This window comes from Thalassospira sp. (assembly GCF_040218635.1).
Classification (GTDB): domain Bacteria; phylum Pseudomonadota; class Alphaproteobacteria; order Rhodospirillales; family Thalassospiraceae; genus Thalassospira.
In genome coordinates this window covers 235,830-252,568 of the sequence record NZ_JAVJRB010000011.1, presented here as the reverse complement: position 1 = coordinate 252,568, position 16,739 = coordinate 235,830, and the positions used below count along the sequence as shown (strand labels likewise).

Below are 16,739 nucleotides of genomic sequence, written 5' to 3'. Positions count from 1 at the left end.
AGTGCTGATAGATATGGGGAAAAATCGAAGATTTATCCGCAACACCAACTGATTTCATTGGATTTATGTAACCTCAAAATCTGTCTTCCGTTGAGAGCGGGATTTCGATTCTCCCCGGGGGCACTATCGCTTCTTTCCTTGCTTTCAGCGATTTAATAATCGAGCCAAAAATCTCATTCCGGATTGTCAAAGCGGCCCATTCCGTAAACGTGTTTCGGAATGCTGGGCGCAACCGCGTTTTGGGGCTTAGTCGTAAAAGCCGACCTTCGGGCTTGGGCCGACGAAGCCCGCAACAGGGCGAAAAGTGATCAGGCCTTATGAGGGCAGGAGCAGTACGGCTTCCTATGCCAGCGAAGTCCATTGGAAAGATTGCAGAAATCAAATAGCCGCACGAATACGCTTTGTTGCAATCACTTCTATCCCGATCTCCTAAGACCGCGATAAAAGTGATTACGAAAGCAATATTGTATATTCTTCATCAGAGCGTCGGCGGCTTTTGGTGCGCTGGTTGATGTTTGCAGAGGGCAGTGAAATCGACCGGTTGATCACCAGAATATGCTCTTCGAGCAAGGCCTGCGCGTCATCAAACTGGCGTTTCGCCATCAAATCGCGCATTTGCGTATGTTCGGCAAAGGAGCGCTGCCAGAAATCGCCTTCGCCCGATTGCAAATGGGCACGCAGAGCTTCCAGCGCGGTGGCGGTCAGATCGTACGCTTTTTCCAGATAGCGGTTGCCGGCATGGCGCAGGATCTCACGGTGATAGGCACTGTCAGCACGGCTATAAAGCGTGAATTCCTGAACATCAATCGCGTGCTGCATTTGCACGATTGCCGCTGAAAGCCCCTGCACAAGGCCGTCCGGATCACGTGCCAGCGCACTGCCGAGCGCCTCGCGTTCCAGCATCGCGCGAAAATGGCTCATCTCTTTGACTTCTTGCGGGGTGGGCGTGAAAACATAAGTGCCTGCCTGCGGCACAATGCTGACCAGTCCCATATCGCGTAGATCTGTGAACGCCGCGCGCACGGGCGCTTTGCTCATGCCAAGTGCACGGGCAATCTGTTCTTCGGACAGCCGTTCGCCAAATTCAAACTTGCCCGACACAATCGCATCGCGAAGCCGTTCACAAGCCTCTTGAGTGAGCGACACGGCACTCTCCTTCGTCTTTGCAGATCAGTTCCGTGGTGGCACCAATTGCCATCAATCCCCTGATTTTGCTCAGCTATCAAACACCAAAAAAACAATGTTGACAAGATATTAAAATTCTAGAATTCTAGAATGACAATCTGATCAAACCTGATGCCGACGAACGCCAAAGAGGTTCTTATGTCACGCTTTCGCCTACTTACGCCCGATGCCCAATATCCAGACGACGCGACGATCGAGCGTCGTACGTCCGGCGATCAGGTCGACTGGAATATTTTCCGGGAACGGTCGCCTGATAACATTCCGGCAGATGTGCTGGGCAAATGCGATGCGATGGTTGTGTGGCATGAAATGAAGGTCACCCGCGAGGTGATCGCAAAGCTCGACTGTTGCCGCATCATTGTTCGCGCCGGTGTCGGCTTTGATCATATCGATCTGGATGCGGCTGCCGAAGCCGGTATTCCTGTGTGCAATACGCCGGACTACGGCACAAGCGAGGTTGCCGACCATGCCATCGCACTGATGCTGACCATGCGCCGCGGTATCGGCTCCTACCACAGAAACCTGATGGACTCACCGCGGGATGGCTTTGACCATGCCCGTGCCCCGTTGCTGGGACGGCTTCGTGGCAAAACATTCGGGGTTGTTGGCCTTGGCCGCATTGGCATTGCCGCAGCCCTTCGGGCAAAAGCATTCGGCATGCGCGTTCTGGCCTATGATCCGCTGGTATCGCGCGGCACTGAAATTGCCGCCGGTGTTGATCGCTGTGACCGCCTTGAAGACCTTCTCGGGCAAAGTGATGTTGTCAGCCTGCACTGCCCGCTTACAGCAGAAAGCCACAAAATGATCAACGCTGAAAGGCTGGCCATGATGCAGCCCCATGCGATACTGATCAACACCGCGCGCGGCGCGATTATCGACATTGAGGCCCTGCTGGATGCCTTGAGAAACGGTACGATTGCCGGTGCGGGTATTGATGTACTGCCAGTAGAGCCGCCAGCACCCGAAGACGCAATTGCGCTGGCCTATGCCAATGGCAAGGATCCGATTGTTGGCGAGCGGCTGTTCTTGACCCCCCATGCGGCATGGTCGAGCCCTGAAAGTGTGGCCGATGCGCGCCGCCTTTCGGTTGAAACCGCGATGCAATATCTGCGCGACGGCACGTTGCGTAATCTGGTTAACGCGCCAGCGCAAACCCGTTTAAGCGGCGCTGCCTGATTTGGGCGCAGGGTACGCAATTTGACTTACGATATGGTCCAAAAGGCATGGGATCGCTAAAACATGCTTTAATCAGGGAGGAAATAAATATGAAAAGAACACATATAAGCCTAGCTTTTGCAGCACTTCTGCTGAGCGGCACTTCTGCCGCCGCGCAGGAATTTGATCTTACATTCCAGTCGGTTGATCCGGCCGGAAACCCGAACTTCGCCATTCAAAAAGAGTGGACCGAGCGTGTTAATAAAATGTCGGGCGGTCGCATTGCGATCGAACTTCTGCCCGTCGGCGCGGTTGTCAATTATAGCGAGACACAGGAAGCTGTCGGCTCCGGTATTCTGGACGGCCACATCACCGATGTAAGCTATTTCTCAGGCAAAGACCCGGCTTTCGGCCTTGTTGCCAACCCGATCGGCGCATGGGCTTCGCCTGATGAAATGTTCCGTTTCATCAATTACGGCGGTGGCTATGAGTTGATGAATGAACTTGAAGAGCCATACGGCCTGCATTTTGTCGGCGCAACGACAACCGGTCTTGAGGGCTTTGTTTCTGACCGTCCGCTTGACGGAGTTGCCGATCTTAAAGGCTTGAAAGTGCGCGCACCGGAAGGTCTCATTCAGGAAGTCTTTGCTGCTGCGGGTGCAGTGCCGGTGAACCTGCCTTATTCAGAAGTCTACACCTCGCTCGACAAGGGCGTGATTGATGCTGCTGACTCTACGGTGTTTTCAACCAACCATCAGCAGGGCCTGCATAAGGTTGGCAAACACCCTGTCTATCCGGGTTTCCATTCCATGCCGCTGGTCGAGGTTTCTATGAACCTTGAGAAATGGAATGCGATGCCTGAAGACCTGCAGGAAATCATGACTGTTTCCGTGCGTGACTTTGCACAGGACGCCGTTGCCCGGTTGTCGATGAATGATCTGATTGCGGTGGCTGAAGCAAAAGCAGATCCGTCCATCACCGTTCATAACTGGTCGGCTGAAGAACGCGCAAAATTCCGTACCATCGCAATGGCCCAGTGGTCAAAAGTCGCTGCGAGCTCTGAAAATGCGCAGAAGGTCTACGATTTGCTGACCAAGTATCTGGAATCGCAAGGTCTGTTGGACTGACACCACATATCCGGGCGCATTGATCGCGCCCGGATCCTTATCCGATCATCACTTTGCTTGAAACGATTGGCCAGCCATGTCCGCGCGCCTTGACCACACTCCTATCGCATCTGATGTGCCGCAAACCGGCACGCCTCATCTTGAAGCCCTGTCGCAGGCCGGCTGGCTTGGACGGGCGATAACAGTCGCCGCACGTGCCTTTGCGATCTGTATCCTTGCGGCCATGGCGATCCTCGTGACCGAGGTTTTCCTGCGCTATGTGTTTAACCGGCCAACGATTTGGGCGCATGAGACAACCATATTCTTAAGTGCGCTCACCTTTATCTTTGGCGGACTTTACTGTGTTGCACGCAACACGCATATCCGCGTTGTCCTGGTTTACGATGTTGTCAGATCACCTGTGCGCCATGTGCTTGACGTGATCATTTCAATCGCCTGTCTGGGTGCCAGCCTGTTTTTCGCATGGGCTTCCTGGCTTATGGCGAAAAAGGCGATGTTTCGCCCGGATGGCAGCTTCGCACTGGAAACCAGCGGAAGTGCCTGGAACTCCCCTGCGCCCGCAGTTTTGAAAATATTCCTGCTATGCGTGCTGGTTACCATGAGTGTTCAGTTTCTCATCCTGACTTTCAATTACGCACGCGGCACCAAAGCGCCAAAAGGGCATGACGATGTTTGACCTTCTTGATCTTGGACTGAACCTCAAGGCGCTGGGGATCGGCTGGGGAACATTGCTGATGTTCGCCCTTCTGGTCGCGCTGTTATTGACCGGAACGCCGCTTGCAATGGTGACCTTGCTTGTCGCGCTGATCTTTGCGGTGGGCTGGTTCGGGCCAAGCTCGGTACCGTTGATCACCAGCCGCGTTTACAGTTTCGTGTCCTCCTTTGTCTTTGTCTCGGTGCCGATGTTTGTCCTGATGGCGGCAATCCTTGACCGTTCCGGCATTGCGCGTGACCTGTTTGACGCGATGAAACTCGTCGGCGGACGTCTTCGAGGCGGCGTCGCGGTCCAGACGATTTTCGTGGCCGTCATTCTTGCCGCGATGAGCGGCATTATCGGCGGTGAAATTGTGCTGCTTGGCCTTGTCGCTTTGCCGCAGATGCTGCGCCTTGGCTATAATAAGCGCTTGGCAATCGGCGTTGTCTGTGCCGGTGGCTCGCTCGGTACAATGGTCCCACCATCGATCGTTCTGATCATTTACGGCCTGACGGCCAATATTTCGGTCGGTGACCTTTTCACCGCGGCCTTCCTGCCGGGCTTCATGCTGGCGGGGCTTTATATCGCCTATGTTCTTCTGCGCTCCTATCTTGATCCGAACGCCGCACCGCCGCCGCCTGTCGAGCGTGTCTCGTTCCGCGATAACTTGCCACTGCTGCGCGGTCTCGTTCTACCATTTCTGGTTGTTTTTACGGTTCTTGGATCGATTTATGGCGGTATCGCCTCGGTCACAGAGGCGTCAGCCATCGGCGTTGCAGGCGTCATCGTCTCGACCATTTTGCGCCGGGAATTCTCGTTCCGCATGTTGCTTGATGCAGCGCTGCACACATTGGCAACTGTCGGCATGATCATGTGGATCGGCATCGGCGCAAGCGCACTGGTCGGCGTTTACAATCTGATGGGCGGCATCCGTTTTATCTCGCAGTTGATTTCCGGCATTTCAGACGAGCCGATGGTGATCATCCTGTTCATGATGCTGATCCTTTTCATCCTCGGCATGTTTCTTGATTGGGTCGGCATCGCACTTTTGACCATGCCGATTTTCGTGCCGATCATTCTTGAGCTTGGCTATGATCCGGTCTGGTTTGGCGTCCTGTTTGCCATGAACATGCAGGTCTCTTTCCTGACACCGCCTTTCGGGCCCGCCGCGTTTTATCTCAAAAGCGTGACCCCGCCCGACATCTCTTTGGGCGAGATTTTCAAATCCCTCACGCCGTTCATTTGCCTTCAGGTACTGGCCGTCGGCCTGCTGATCCTCTTTCCGGCAATCGCAATTTACTAAGCAAATCTTTTCCAGGTACCGACATGACACGCACTTTAGACGGCGAGTACGATTATATTATCATTGGTGCGGGCACGGCCGGATGCGTGCTGGCCAACCGGCTAAGCGAAAACCCGGCCAACCGCGTTCTCCTGATCGAGGCGGGTGGAAAAGACAACTATCCGTGGATCCACATTCCGGTTGGTTATCTTTACTGCATGGGCAATCCGCGCACCGACTGGATGATGAAAACCACCAACGAGGCGGGCCTGAACGGGCGCGCGCTTGCCTATCCGCGCGGTAAGGTTCTGGGGGGGTGCAGCTCAATCAACGGTATGATCTATATGCGCGGTCAGGCGGCTGATTATGACGGCTGGGCGCAGATGGGAAATACCGGCTGGGGTTGGGATGATGTGCTTCCCTATTTTATCCGCTCGCAAGACCGTCCCCATGGCGATGGCAAAATCCACGGCAGGGGTGGGGAATGGAAAGTCGCCCGCCAGCGTCTTAAATGGGATTTGCTCGATGATTTTCAGCGCGCAGCCGAAGAAATGGGTGTTCCGGCAACCGATGATTTCAACGGTGGCGACAATGAAGGGGCCGGTTACTTCGAGGTCAACCAGAATGGCGGGCGCCGCTGGAGTGCAGCACGCGCCTTTCTCAAGCCTGCACTTAAACGTCGCAATTTGCGCGTTTTAACACATGCCCATGTTCAAAAGATCACGTTTGAGGATGGCCGTGCCAAAGCTGTGAGAATTGCGCATAAGGGTGCGGTTTTTGATGCCACGGCAAAAGCTGAGATCATTCTTGCCGCCGGTGCCATCCATTCCCCGGCATTGCTTGAAGCATCGGGTATTGGTCAGGGCGAACGCCTGAAAGATGCGGGCATTGATGTCTATCGCGATATGCCCGATGTCGGTGAAAACCTGCAGGATCACTTGCAACTTCGGATGATTTTCCGGGTTGAAAATGCCCGAACCCTTAATCAGATCGCCAATTCCTGGCCGGGGAAAATCGGCATGGCCGCAAGCTATTTGTGGAACCGATCCGGACCCTTGTCGATGGCGCCTAGTCAGTTCGGAATCTTCACCAAAAGCAGTTCCGAAATGGCAACGCCGGACCTTGAATATCATATTCAGCCGCTTTCAACCGACAAGCTGGGAGAACCGCTCCACCCGTATCCGGCCGTTACGGTATCGGTGTGTAATCTGCGCCCGGACAGCCGTGGTTCCACCCACATATCGCGGGGCGGGCCGTCGGCACATCCCGACATTTCACCGCGTTATCTCAGCGCAAGAAGCGACAAAGATGTCGCCCTTCGCGCATTGCGGCAAGCACGGCACTTGATGAGTATGCCGGCATTGAAAAAATACGCCCCTTACGAAAGCCTGCCCGGGGCGGATAAAATAGATGATGCCAGTCTGGCGCGTGCCGCCGGAGATATCGGCACAACCATTTTCCATCCCGTTGGAACCTGCCGCATGGGCGTTGATGACGCCGCGGTGGTTGACCCGCAATTGCGGGTGCGCGGTGTGACCGGTCTGCGCGTCGTTGATGCTTCCATCATGCCGCGCATCGTATCGGGAAACACTGCGACACCGGTGGTTATGATCGCGGAAAAAGCCGCCGACATGATTCTGCGCTCCGCCTGATAGCGCAACTGAAAGAACATTATTGAAAGGATTGAATTATGAAGTTTCTCCGCCATGGACCTGTTGGGCACGAAAAACCGGGCAGCCTTGATGCTGATGGAAACATCCGCGATCTTTCCGCGTTGATTGCCGATTTCACACCCGAAACGGTGACCTGCGAACAACTGACGGCATTGGCCGATCATGATCTATCAGCCTTGCCCATCATTGATCCGGCGACACGTATCGGCCCGTGCGTTGGTGCGGCGCGAAACTTCTATGCGGTGGGTTTGAACTATGCCCGCCATGCACGGGAAACCAACAATCCGGAACCGAAAGAACCGGTTCTTTTTTCCAAATCAACATCAAGCATTTGCGGGCCAAACGATCCGATCATTTTGCCGCGCGGCTCTGTTAAAACCGACTGGGAGGTCGAGCTTGGCATCATTATCGGCCGCCCATGCAGCTATGTCAGCAAAGACGAAGCACTGGGTTACGTCGCCGGTTTTTGCACGATCAACGATGTCAGCGAGCGCGCCTATCAGATCGAGCGCGGCGGGCAATGGATCAAAGGAAAATCAGCACCGAATTTCGGCCCGATTGGCCCGTGGATTGTTACGCCTGATGAGGCCGGTGATCCCCAAAACCTGTCCTTAAGCCTTTCGGTCAATGGCGAGACGGTGCAGAACAGCTCGACCGCCGACATGATTTTCTCTGTCGCGGAAATCATATCTTATATGTCGGGCTTCATGCGTCTTATGCCGGGCGACATTATTGCAACCGGAACGCCAGAAGGTGTCGGTCTTGGCCTCACACCGCCGCGCTTTTTAAGCGCTGGTGATGTTGTCGAGCTATCGGTCGAGGGGCTTGGCTCACAGCGCCAGACGGTTGTGGCAAACGAACAATAACGATCTGTTTTGATAGCTGCGGCTAACGCCGATCGCTTGATGCCTGAAACAAAAAACGCCCACGGATTTCCGGGGCGTTTTTTTGTTTTTGGTCTTTTGTATTTCGTTCCTAGAACACCACGCTGGGTAACCAGTTGGCCAGGGATGGCCACAGCCAGATGACGAATATGCCAAACAGCTGAAGGATGATGAACGGGACAACACCCTGATAGATCTGGCCGGTGGTGATTTCCGGTGGTGCGGCACTGCGCAGGTAAAACAGTGAGAAGCCAAATGGCGGGGTCAGGAACGATGTCTGCAGGTTGATCGCAATCAGGATTGCCAGCCATACCGGATCGTGTCCCATCATGATCAGGCCCGGAGCAATCAGCGGCAGCAGGATCACGGTGATTTCAACGAAATCAAGGAAGAAGCCCAGAACAAAAATCAGCGCCATGCAAAAGACCAGCGCACCGGTCGGGCCGCCGGGCATGGATTCCAGAATTTCGGCCACATGGTCTTCACCGCCCAGTCCGACAAAAACCAGCGAGAACATGCTGGCTGTCAGGATGGTGGCAAAAATCATCGAACTGACCGTCATGGTCGAGGTCAGGGCAGATTTCAGAATATCGGTCTTCCATGCCTGACGCAGACAGGCAAGGATCGTAATGATCCCGATCACCGCAAGCACAACATAGCCCGCACCGAGCACATAATCCAAACCGGTCAGATCATTGCGCTGGAACCGCACAGGTGCGACACCGGCCATCACGGCCAAAATCAAAAGGGCGATGGTTCCGATCAAAACCAGATTGCGGTTGGCCCCCTGACGGACACCAGCCATCAGCATGGCGCCGATTGCGCCGACGGATGCGGCCTCGGTCGGGGTGGCGACCCCGCCCAGAATGGCGCCCAGAACGGCAAAGATCAAAAGAACCGGTGGCAAAACTGCCCGGGCAACCTCGCCGATGCTTGGGCGGCCATCATCGCTTTTGACTGGCGGCATATCATCGGGAAGGAACACCCCGCGCAGCAGGATATAAAGGATATAAATCGCAACCAGCGTCAGCCCCGGGATCAGTGCACCGGCAAAAATCTGACCGACCGAAATGGTTTCAATCGTGAACTTGCCCTGTTCATACTGGGCCTGCTGATAAGCCGACGACATCACATCCGAAAGAATGATCAGAAGCGTCGAGGGCGGAATAATCTGTCCCAACGTACCCGCAGTGCAAACAAGCCCGGATGCCAGTTTCGGGTTATACCCCGTGCGCAACATGGTCGGCAGGGCAATCATCCCCATGGCAATCACCGTCGCCCCGACAATCCCGGTAGAGGCGGCCAGTAACGCGCCGACCAGCACGACCGAAATACCCAAACCGCCGCGCAACTGTCCGAACAGTCGCCCCATGGTATGAAGCAAATCTTCGGCAATGCGCGATCGTTCCAGGATCACACCCATGATGACAAACAATGGAATGGCAATCAGGACGTTATTGGTCAGTGTGCCAAATACGCGCTGTCCGAATGCCCCCATCAGGCCGATATTCATCGTATCGGTGGCCCAGCCGATATAGCCGAAAATCACCGCAATCCCGGCAATTGAAAACGACACCGGAAAACCCAAAAGGATGCAGCCCATCAGGGCGGCAAACATCAAAAAATCAAGATACTCCAACATCAGCTTTGCGCACCCCGGTTTTCAACGCCACTGCGCAAGGTAATGATTTGTCTGAGCAAGCAGGCAAGGGACTGAATAATCAAAAGAATGCAAAAGGCGGGGATCAGGGATTTCAAAAGCCAGACCGCGGGAATACCGCCAACCGAAATCGCCCCTTCCATCATCGAGACAGAATTAATCACGGATGGCCAGGTCCAATAAAGCAGTGCCAGCATCGAAGGGATCGCCAGAACCAGATAGCCGAATGTATCGATCCGCGCCTTGGTCTTGTCGGTGGCCGCCGCATAAAAAATGTCCACCCGGACATGCCGATCAACCAAAAGCGTATAACCCGCACCAAGCATGAAAAGCCCGGAATGCAGGTACAGAACACTTTCATTTAGCGCGATTGAACTGAAACCGAAAACATAGCGCAGCAACACCACGGTAAACTGCAAAAGAACCATGATCAGTGCAAACCAGCGCACCGTCATGCCGGTCCAGTGATTGACCAGATCAAGCCGATCAGCAAGGCGTTCCATGATTTTCCCCAAGGCGAAAAACAACCGGCGCAGGGAATGTCCCTGCGCCGGATATCATTTTTATCAGAAGCCAAGCACTTTGGCGCGTGCATTCATCTGACCGTTATCGGCATAGGTCATGTAACCACCGATCAGGTCGCGATAGGACACAAAGCTTTCGGCAACCTTGCGGGTCAGGGCATGGTCGCTTTCGCGCAATTCTGCAATGACTTCCGCACCGGCTTTGCCCATGGCATCAATCACGTCTTCTGGCAGCATGCGGACTTTAACATCCTGTTCTGCAACCAGTTTCTGCAATGCCATCGCGTGTTTGGTCTCATACTCGGTCCAGACTTCGTTATAAAGGCTGTCACAGGCAAATTTGACCACGGCTTTCAGATCATCGGGAAGATCGGCATATGCCTTGGCATTAACCGCACATTCTTCTGCCGATGACGGTTCGCCAACACCCGGCCAGTAGTAGTTTTTGGCAACCTGATAGAAACCAAGTGCACTGTCACTCCACGGACCGATGAATTCACCGGCATCCAGTGCACCGGACTGCAGGGCCTGGAACATGTCGCGACCACCCATGGCTTGAACCGCCATACCGAGTTTCGAACACATTTCAGAAGCCAGACCGGTGGTCCGGAATTTAAGACCTTTAAGGTCTTCTGCCGATTTGATTTCATCACGGAACCAACCTGCCCACTGCGGGCCGGAGTTCCCGCAAAGGAACGGTTTCAGGCCGAACTGGCCATACATTTCATCATACAGTTCCTGACCGCCACCATGGGCAAGCCAGCCAACCTGTTCATCCGCACGCAGGCCAAACGGCTGCGAACCGAACAGAAGAATGCCCTTGGATTTTGAACCCCAATAGGCCGGAACTGCGTGATACAGCTCGGCGGTGCCTTCGGCAACGGCATCAAAAACACCCGGTCCCGGAACCAGTTCACCAGCAGCATGAAGTTTGACTTCAATGCGGCCGCCCGAAAGCGTTGTAATACGATCAGCCAGTTTCTGGGCAGCAACACCCGGTCCAGGCAGGTTTTTTGGCCATGCGGTAACCATGTTCCACTGGCGTTTGTCCTGTGCGATGGCAGGGGTGGCAAAGGTCGCAGCGGCCGCTGCACCAACACCAGCCACACCGGCTGTCAGAAAATCACGTCTCTTCATGTTAAGAAGCCTCCTTGATTAAACCCTGATCAGGTTGAGAAGGGGCAAAAAGCCCCCGCTTTTACGTATCGAAGTTATTTGCCAAGAATACCGGGCAGATTCAGCCCGTTTTCCCGTGCGCAATCCAGTGCGATGTCATAACCGGCATCAGCGTGACGCATCACACCGGTTGCCGGATCGTTCCAAAGGACGCGTTCGACCCTGCGTGCGGCATCTTCTGTACCGTCACAACAAATCACCATGCCGGAATGCTGCGAGAAGCCCATTCCGACACCGCCGCCATGATGCAGCGAGACCCAGGTGGCCCCCGATGCAGTATTAAGCAGCGCATTAAGCAGCGGCCAGTCACTGACCGCATCCGAGCCATCTTTCATGGACTCAGTCTCGCGGTTCGGGCTTGCAACCGAACCACTATCAAGATGGTCACGACCGATCACCACCGGGGCTTTCAGTTCACCATTCTTGACCATTTCGTTAAACGCCATGCCCAGACGGTGGCGTTGACCCAGACCGACCCAGCAAATACGCGCCGGAAGCCCCTGGAAGGAAATGCGCTCGCGCGCCATGTCCAGCCAGTTATGCAGGTGCGGATCATCGGGGATAAGTTCTTTGACCTTCTGGTCGGTTTTATAGATGTCCTCAGGATCACCCGACAGGGCCGCCCAGCGGAACGGGCCAATACCCTTGCAAAACAGCGGACGGATATAGGCCGGCACAAAACCCGGGAAGGCGAATGCGTTCTCGAAGCCTTCTTCAAGCGCGATCTGACGGATGTTGTTGCCATAATCAACGGTGGGGACACCGGCATCATGGAAGGCAACCATTGCTTCGACCTGAACGCGCATGGACGCACGGGCGGCCTTTTCGACGGCCTTGGGATCGGATTCCTGTTTTGCGCGCCATTCGGCAACTGTCCAACCCTGCGGCAGGTAACCATGCACCGGATCATGGGCGGATGTCTGATCCGTGACAATGTCCGGACGGACACCGCGCTTAACCAATTCCGGGAAGACGTCCGCCGCATTGCCGATCAGGGCAACCGATTTTGCCTCGCCCGCCTTGGTCCAGCGTTCGATCATCTCCAACGCTTCATCCAGCGAATGGGTTTTTGCATCGACGTAGCGGGTGCGCAGGCGGAAATCGGCACGGGTTTCGTCACATTCGACCGCAAGGCAACACGCCCCGGCCATGACCGCTGCCAATGGCTGTGCGCCACCCATGCCGCCTAGACCACCGGTCAGGATCCATTTACCTTTAAGGCTGCCGCCATAATGCTGACGGCCAGCTTCGACAAAGGTTTCATAGGTGCCCTGAACGATGCCCTGCGATCCGATATAGATCCACGACCCGGCCGTCATCTGGCCATACATCGCCAGGCCTTTTTTATCGAGCTCGTTAAAATGATCCCAGTTGGCCCAGTGCGGCACCAGATTGGAGTTCGCGATCAAAACGCGCGGCGCATCCTTATGGGTCTGAAACACGCCCACCGGCTTACCCGACTGCACCAGAAGCGTCTGGTCATCTTCGAGTTCTTTCAGGCTGGCAACGATCTGATCGAAATCTTTCCAGGTGCGCGCTGCACGGCCAATACCGCCATAGACCACAAGTTCATGCGGGTTTTCGGCAACGTCCGGATGCAGGTTATTCATCAGCATGCGCATCGGAGCTTCGGTCAGCCAGCTTTTTGCGGTGATTTCCGTTCCCGTTGCCGGGTAAACGTCGCGCTGATTGTGACGCGGGTTATTGCTCTGATTGGTCATGATTTGCCTCTTAGTGCTGGGGCCAATGCGGCCAAAGTCTTCAAGATTTCCGAAAGATGTGTGCGCAGCTTTGCCGCGCGCGTCTCGTCATAAGTCCAAGGTGCAGCTTCGGCCGAAAGATAGGCCGATTGCGCGATTTCCATCTGGATGGCGTGCTGATTGATATCGGGACGGCCATAATGGCGCGTCGTCCAGCCGCCTTTAAAACGGCCGTTCAATGCGGCTGTATATCCTTCGGCTTGCGAACAGATATCGGCAGTCAGGGTTTCAATCGTATGGTCGCATGTCGTGCCAATATTGGTCCCGATATTGAAATCGGGAAGGGTGCCATCGAACAAAAACGGGATATGTGAGCGGATTGAATGGCAATCATACAAGATCGCCACACCATGCTTGGCCCGTACCCGTTCAAGCTCCGCCCAAAGGGCCGCGTGATACGGCGCGTGAAACTGTTTGGCACGATCCGCAATATCGTCTTCGGTCGGGGCAACGTCCCAGATATTTTCACCATCAAAGTCGGTCAATGGCACCAAGGTTGTGGTGTTTTGACCGGGATAAAGGCTGACACCCGCCGGATCACGGTTGGCATCGATCACGTAACGATGAAACGTCGCACGCACCGTGGTCGCACCGTCTAACAATCCGTCATAAAGGGTATGGATGTGCCAATCCGTATCGGCCAGTTCCCGGCCACGGTCATTCAGATTGGCGCGAATGTCTTCTGGCACATAGGTTCCGGTATGGGGCAGACCCAAAACAATCGGGCCATCACCGCGTTGGATTTCTACGGGCGCGGTCATGGTTATGCTGCCTCCCCGACGACAAAGCCTGAAAGCTTGGCGGCTGCAACCAGAACACCCTCGGTGACAAGTTCACCTGCCTTGGCAAGATCGGGTGCCATGTAACGGTCCTGCTCAATCGTTGCGATGTCCTTGCGCACGGTTTTCAGCACATTCTGTAAACCGGCACTGGTTTTAAGCGGGGCCCTGAATTCAACACCCTGGGCCGCACAGATCAGCTCGACACCCAGAATGTAAGAAAGATTGGTATTCATCCGTGCAAGGCGGCGCGCCCCGTGGGCGGCCATCGATACATGGTCTTCCTGATTGGCACTGGTTGGTGTGCTGTCAGTCGAACATGGGTTGGCCAGATGCTTGTTCTCGCTCATCAGCGCTGCGGTGGTGACTTCTGCAATCATCAGACCAGAATTCAAACCAGGGTCCGGTGTTAAGAACGGTGGCAAGTCATGCGACAATGTCGGATCCACCATCAAGGCCACCCGGCGCTGGGCGATTGCCCCGATCTCGGCAACCGCAAGTGCGATTTGATCGGCGGCAAAGGCCACCGGTTCGGCGTGGAAATTCCCGCCCGAAACGATGCGGCCATCTTCTTTCAGCACCAGCGGATTATCGGTCACCGCATTTGCTTCGATTTCCAAGGTCTGTCCGGCAAAGCGCAGCAAATCCATTGCCGCCCCGGTCACCTGTGGCTGGCAGCGGATGCAATAGGGGTCCTGAACGCGGGTATCGCCTTCGCGGTGGCTTTCGCGGATTTCCGATCCTTCCATCAGATCACGCATGGCCCGCGCCACATTGATCTGGCCCGGATGCCCGCGAAGCGTATGGATTTCATCCACCAGCGGCGCGGTTGACCCCATGATAGCATCGGTCGACATTGATGCGGTGACAATTGAACTGGCCGCATTGCGCCAGGCCGAAAACAGCCCGACCAACGCGCAGGCAGTCGAAAACTGTGTACCGTTAATCAGCGCCAGACCTTCTTTCGGGCCCAGAACAACCGGGGTCAAGCCCGCTTTGGAAAGGGCTTTACCACCGGCAAGGCGTGCGCCTTGGAATTCGGCTTCGCCTGCGCCAATCATAACCGCAGCCATATGCGCAAGCGGGGCAAGGTCACCAGATGCCCCGACCGATCCCTGTGACGGCACAACGGGGGTAACACCCTTGGCCAGCATGCCTTCGATCAGATCAATAACATCCCAGCGCACACCAGATGCGCCACGGCCTAGCGACAGCAGTTTAAGCGCCATCATCAAGCGCGTGGTCGCGACATCAAGCGGCTCGCCAACGCCACAGCAATGGCTAAGGATCAGGTTGCGTTGCAGGGTTTCGGTGTCTTCGGAGGCAATCTTGACGGAAGCCAGTTTGCCAAATCCGGTATTCACGCCATAGACCGCTTCTTTACCCTCGGCCGCCTTGCGGACCATATCGCTTGCGGCTTCAACACCGGCACGTGCGGCGGGGTCGAGTTTGACCGCAACCTGGTCGCGCCAGATATGTTCAAGTTCTGCCAGTTTGACCGATGCGGGGATAAGGGTGACAGTCATGTTCTATCCTCAGGGCACGTGTTGATGTGGTGGCGCGGTATTTGTTATGCGGCAGTACTTTCGCCTGCGAAAATACGTTCGAACAGCGTGTTGAAACCGATGCGATACGATAGCTCTGCTGGATGCTTGGCATTCCAGATGGCAAGGTCGGCCCGAAGTCCCGGCTTGATCCGCCCGGTATCGGACAAACCTAGTGCGCGTGCCGCATGGGCGGTTGCGCCGACCAATGCCTCTTCCGGCGTCAGGCGAAACAGGGTGCAAGACATGTTCATGGTCAAAAGGATCGATGCCAGTGGTGATGAACCCGGATTACAATCGGAGGCAACAGCCATCGGCACGCCATGCTTTCGGAATGCACCAATTGGCGGCAGTTGCGTTTCATGCAGGGTATAAAACGCACCGGGCAGCAAAACCGCGACCGAGCCGGATTTGGCCATCGCAATCGCGTCTTCCTCGTTGGCATATTCGACATGATCAACCGAATGCGCGCCATATTTTGCGGCCAGCTTGGTGCCGCCGATATTTGACAGTTGCTCTGCATGCAGTTTGACCGGAAGACCAAGGTCGCGCGCGGCATCAAATACACGTTTGATCTGATCAGTATTAAAGGCGATGCCTTCGCAGAAGCCGTCAACCGCATCGACCAGCCCTTCGGCATGTGCCTTTTTCAAGGTCGGGATGCACACATCATCAATATAGCGATCAGGGTTGTCTTTATATTCAGTCGGTACGGCATGGGCGCCAAGGAAGGTGGTTTTGATCCGCACCGCGCGGTGATCGGCAATCATGCGGGCCGCACGCAGCATATTAAGTTCGGTCTCTTCGTTCAGACCATACCCTGATTTGACTTCAATCACCGAAACGCCTTCGGCCAGCAGCGCATCGACACGCGGCAAGGCGGTTTCTAGAAGTTCTTCGATGGTGGCTGCGCGGGTAGCCTTGACCGTCGAAACGATGCCGCCACCAGCGCGCGCTACTTCTTCGTAGCTCGCCCCTTTAAGGCGCATTTCAAATTCAACTGCACGATCACCGCCATGTACCACATGGGTGTGGCAATCAATCAAAGCTGGGGTGATCAAACGACCTTCAAGGTCGCGGCTCGGGCCATCAAGATATTTGGTGGGGATCGCATCCTGCACACCAACCCAGTCAATCAGGCCGTCCTTGATTGCCAGCGCACCGCGCGCAATCAGTCCGTAGCCATCCTGATCATCGACCGTGACGATTTGTGCATTTGTCAACAACATGACGAAGCATCACCCCTTGATAAGTTCGTTATTAAAGTTAATATGTACGTACATATTATTTCTGTCA

The 16,739-nt window shown here is 55.1% G+C and carries 14 protein-coding genes; 6 read left to right on the top strand and 8 right to left on the bottom strand.

The window, feature by feature from the left end:
• Positions 1-450: 450 nt before the first annotated feature.
• Complete coding sequence (locus tag RIC05_RS12355; RefSeq protein WP_350048530.1) at positions 451-1,146, bottom strand: GntR family transcriptional regulator; 696 nt, start codon at positions 1,144-1,146, stop codon at positions 451-453.
• A gap of 177 nt (positions 1,147-1,323) precedes the next feature.
• On the opposite strand from RIC05_RS12355, the gene RIC05_RS12350 reads away from it, so the two are divergent.
• The 6 genes from RIC05_RS12350 (at position 1,324) to RIC05_RS12325 (ending at position 7,982) form a co-directional block, all read left to right on the top strand.
• The gene (locus RIC05_RS12350; protein ID WP_350048532.1) at positions 1,324-2,361 is read left to right on the top strand and encodes a C-terminal binding protein; all 1,038 of its coding nucleotides are present in this window, start codon (positions 1,324-1,326) and stop codon (positions 2,359-2,361) included.
• Between the two features lie 89 nt (positions 2,362-2,450).
• Complete coding sequence (locus RIC05_RS12345; RefSeq protein WP_350048534.1) at positions 2,451-3,467, top strand: TRAP transporter substrate-binding protein; 1,017 nt, start codon at positions 2,451-2,453, stop codon at positions 3,465-3,467.
• 76 nt (positions 3,468-3,543) lie between these two features.
• Positions 3,544-4,143 carry a TRAP transporter small permease subunit gene (locus RIC05_RS12340; RefSeq protein ID WP_350048536.1) on the top strand — a complete coding sequence of 200 codons (600 nt, stop codon included), beginning with the start codon at positions 3,544-3,546 and terminating at the stop codon, positions 4,141-4,143.
• On the top strand, positions 4,136-5,464 hold the full coding sequence (locus RIC05_RS12335) for a TRAP transporter large permease (RefSeq protein ID WP_350048538.1): 1,329 nt from the start codon (positions 4,136-4,138) through the stop codon (positions 5,462-5,464). The genes RIC05_RS12340 and RIC05_RS12335 overlap by 8 nt, the downstream gene beginning before the upstream one ends.
• A 23-nt stretch (positions 5,465-5,487) precedes the next feature.
• Complete coding sequence (locus RIC05_RS12330; protein ID WP_350048540.1) at positions 5,488-7,095, top strand: GMC family oxidoreductase; 1,608 nt, start codon at positions 5,488-5,490, stop codon at positions 7,093-7,095.
• A 38-nt stretch (positions 7,096-7,133) separates the two neighbouring features.
• Positions 7,134-7,982, top strand: a complete 849-nt coding sequence (locus tag RIC05_RS12325) for a fumarylacetoacetate hydrolase family protein (protein WP_350048542.1) — start codon at positions 7,134-7,136, stop codon at positions 7,980-7,982.
• A 109-nt stretch (positions 7,983-8,091) separates the two neighbouring features.
• Here RIC05_RS12325 and RIC05_RS12320 read toward each other — a convergent pair whose 3' ends face one another.
• The 7 genes from RIC05_RS12320 to hutI all read right to left on the bottom strand — a co-directional run bounded on the left by RIC05_RS12320 (position 8,092) and on the right by hutI (position 16,672).
• On the bottom strand, positions 8,092-9,639 hold the full coding sequence (locus RIC05_RS12320; protein WP_350048841.1) for a TRAP transporter large permease: 1,548 nt from the start codon (positions 9,637-9,639) through the stop codon (positions 8,092-8,094).
• Positions 9,640-9,641: 2 nt separating this feature from the next.
• A complete protein-coding gene (locus tag RIC05_RS12315; protein WP_350043526.1) occupies positions 9,642-10,163 on the bottom strand; it encodes a TRAP transporter small permease subunit in 522 nt (173 codons plus the stop codon).
• 63 nt (positions 10,164-10,226) lie between these two features.
• Complete coding sequence (locus tag RIC05_RS12310) at positions 10,227-11,321, bottom strand: TRAP transporter substrate-binding protein (protein WP_350048544.1); 1,095 nt, start codon at positions 11,319-11,321, stop codon at positions 10,227-10,229.
• A gap of 74 nt (positions 11,322-11,395) precedes the next feature.
• The gene (hutU, locus tag RIC05_RS12305) at positions 11,396-13,081 is read right to left on the bottom strand and encodes a urocanate hydratase (RefSeq protein ID WP_350048546.1); all 1,686 of its coding nucleotides are present in this window, start codon (positions 13,079-13,081) and stop codon (positions 11,396-11,398) included.
• Entirely contained in the window at positions 13,078-13,881 is an 804-nt protein-coding gene (gene hutG / locus RIC05_RS12300) for an N-formylglutamate deformylase (protein WP_350048548.1), read from the bottom strand. Before hutG ends, hutU begins: the two co-directional genes overlap by 4 nt.
• A gap of 2 nt (positions 13,882-13,883) precedes the next feature.
• On the bottom strand, positions 13,884-15,425 hold the full coding sequence (gene hutH, locus RIC05_RS12295) for a histidine ammonia-lyase (protein WP_350048550.1): 1,542 nt from the start codon (positions 15,423-15,425) through the stop codon (positions 13,884-13,886).
• 44 nt (positions 15,426-15,469) lie between these two features.
• The gene (hutI, locus tag RIC05_RS12290) at positions 15,470-16,672 is read right to left on the bottom strand and encodes an imidazolonepropionase (RefSeq protein WP_350048552.1); all 1,203 of its coding nucleotides are present in this window, start codon (positions 16,670-16,672) and stop codon (positions 15,470-15,472) included.
• Between the last annotated feature and the right edge of the window lie 67 nt (positions 16,673-16,739).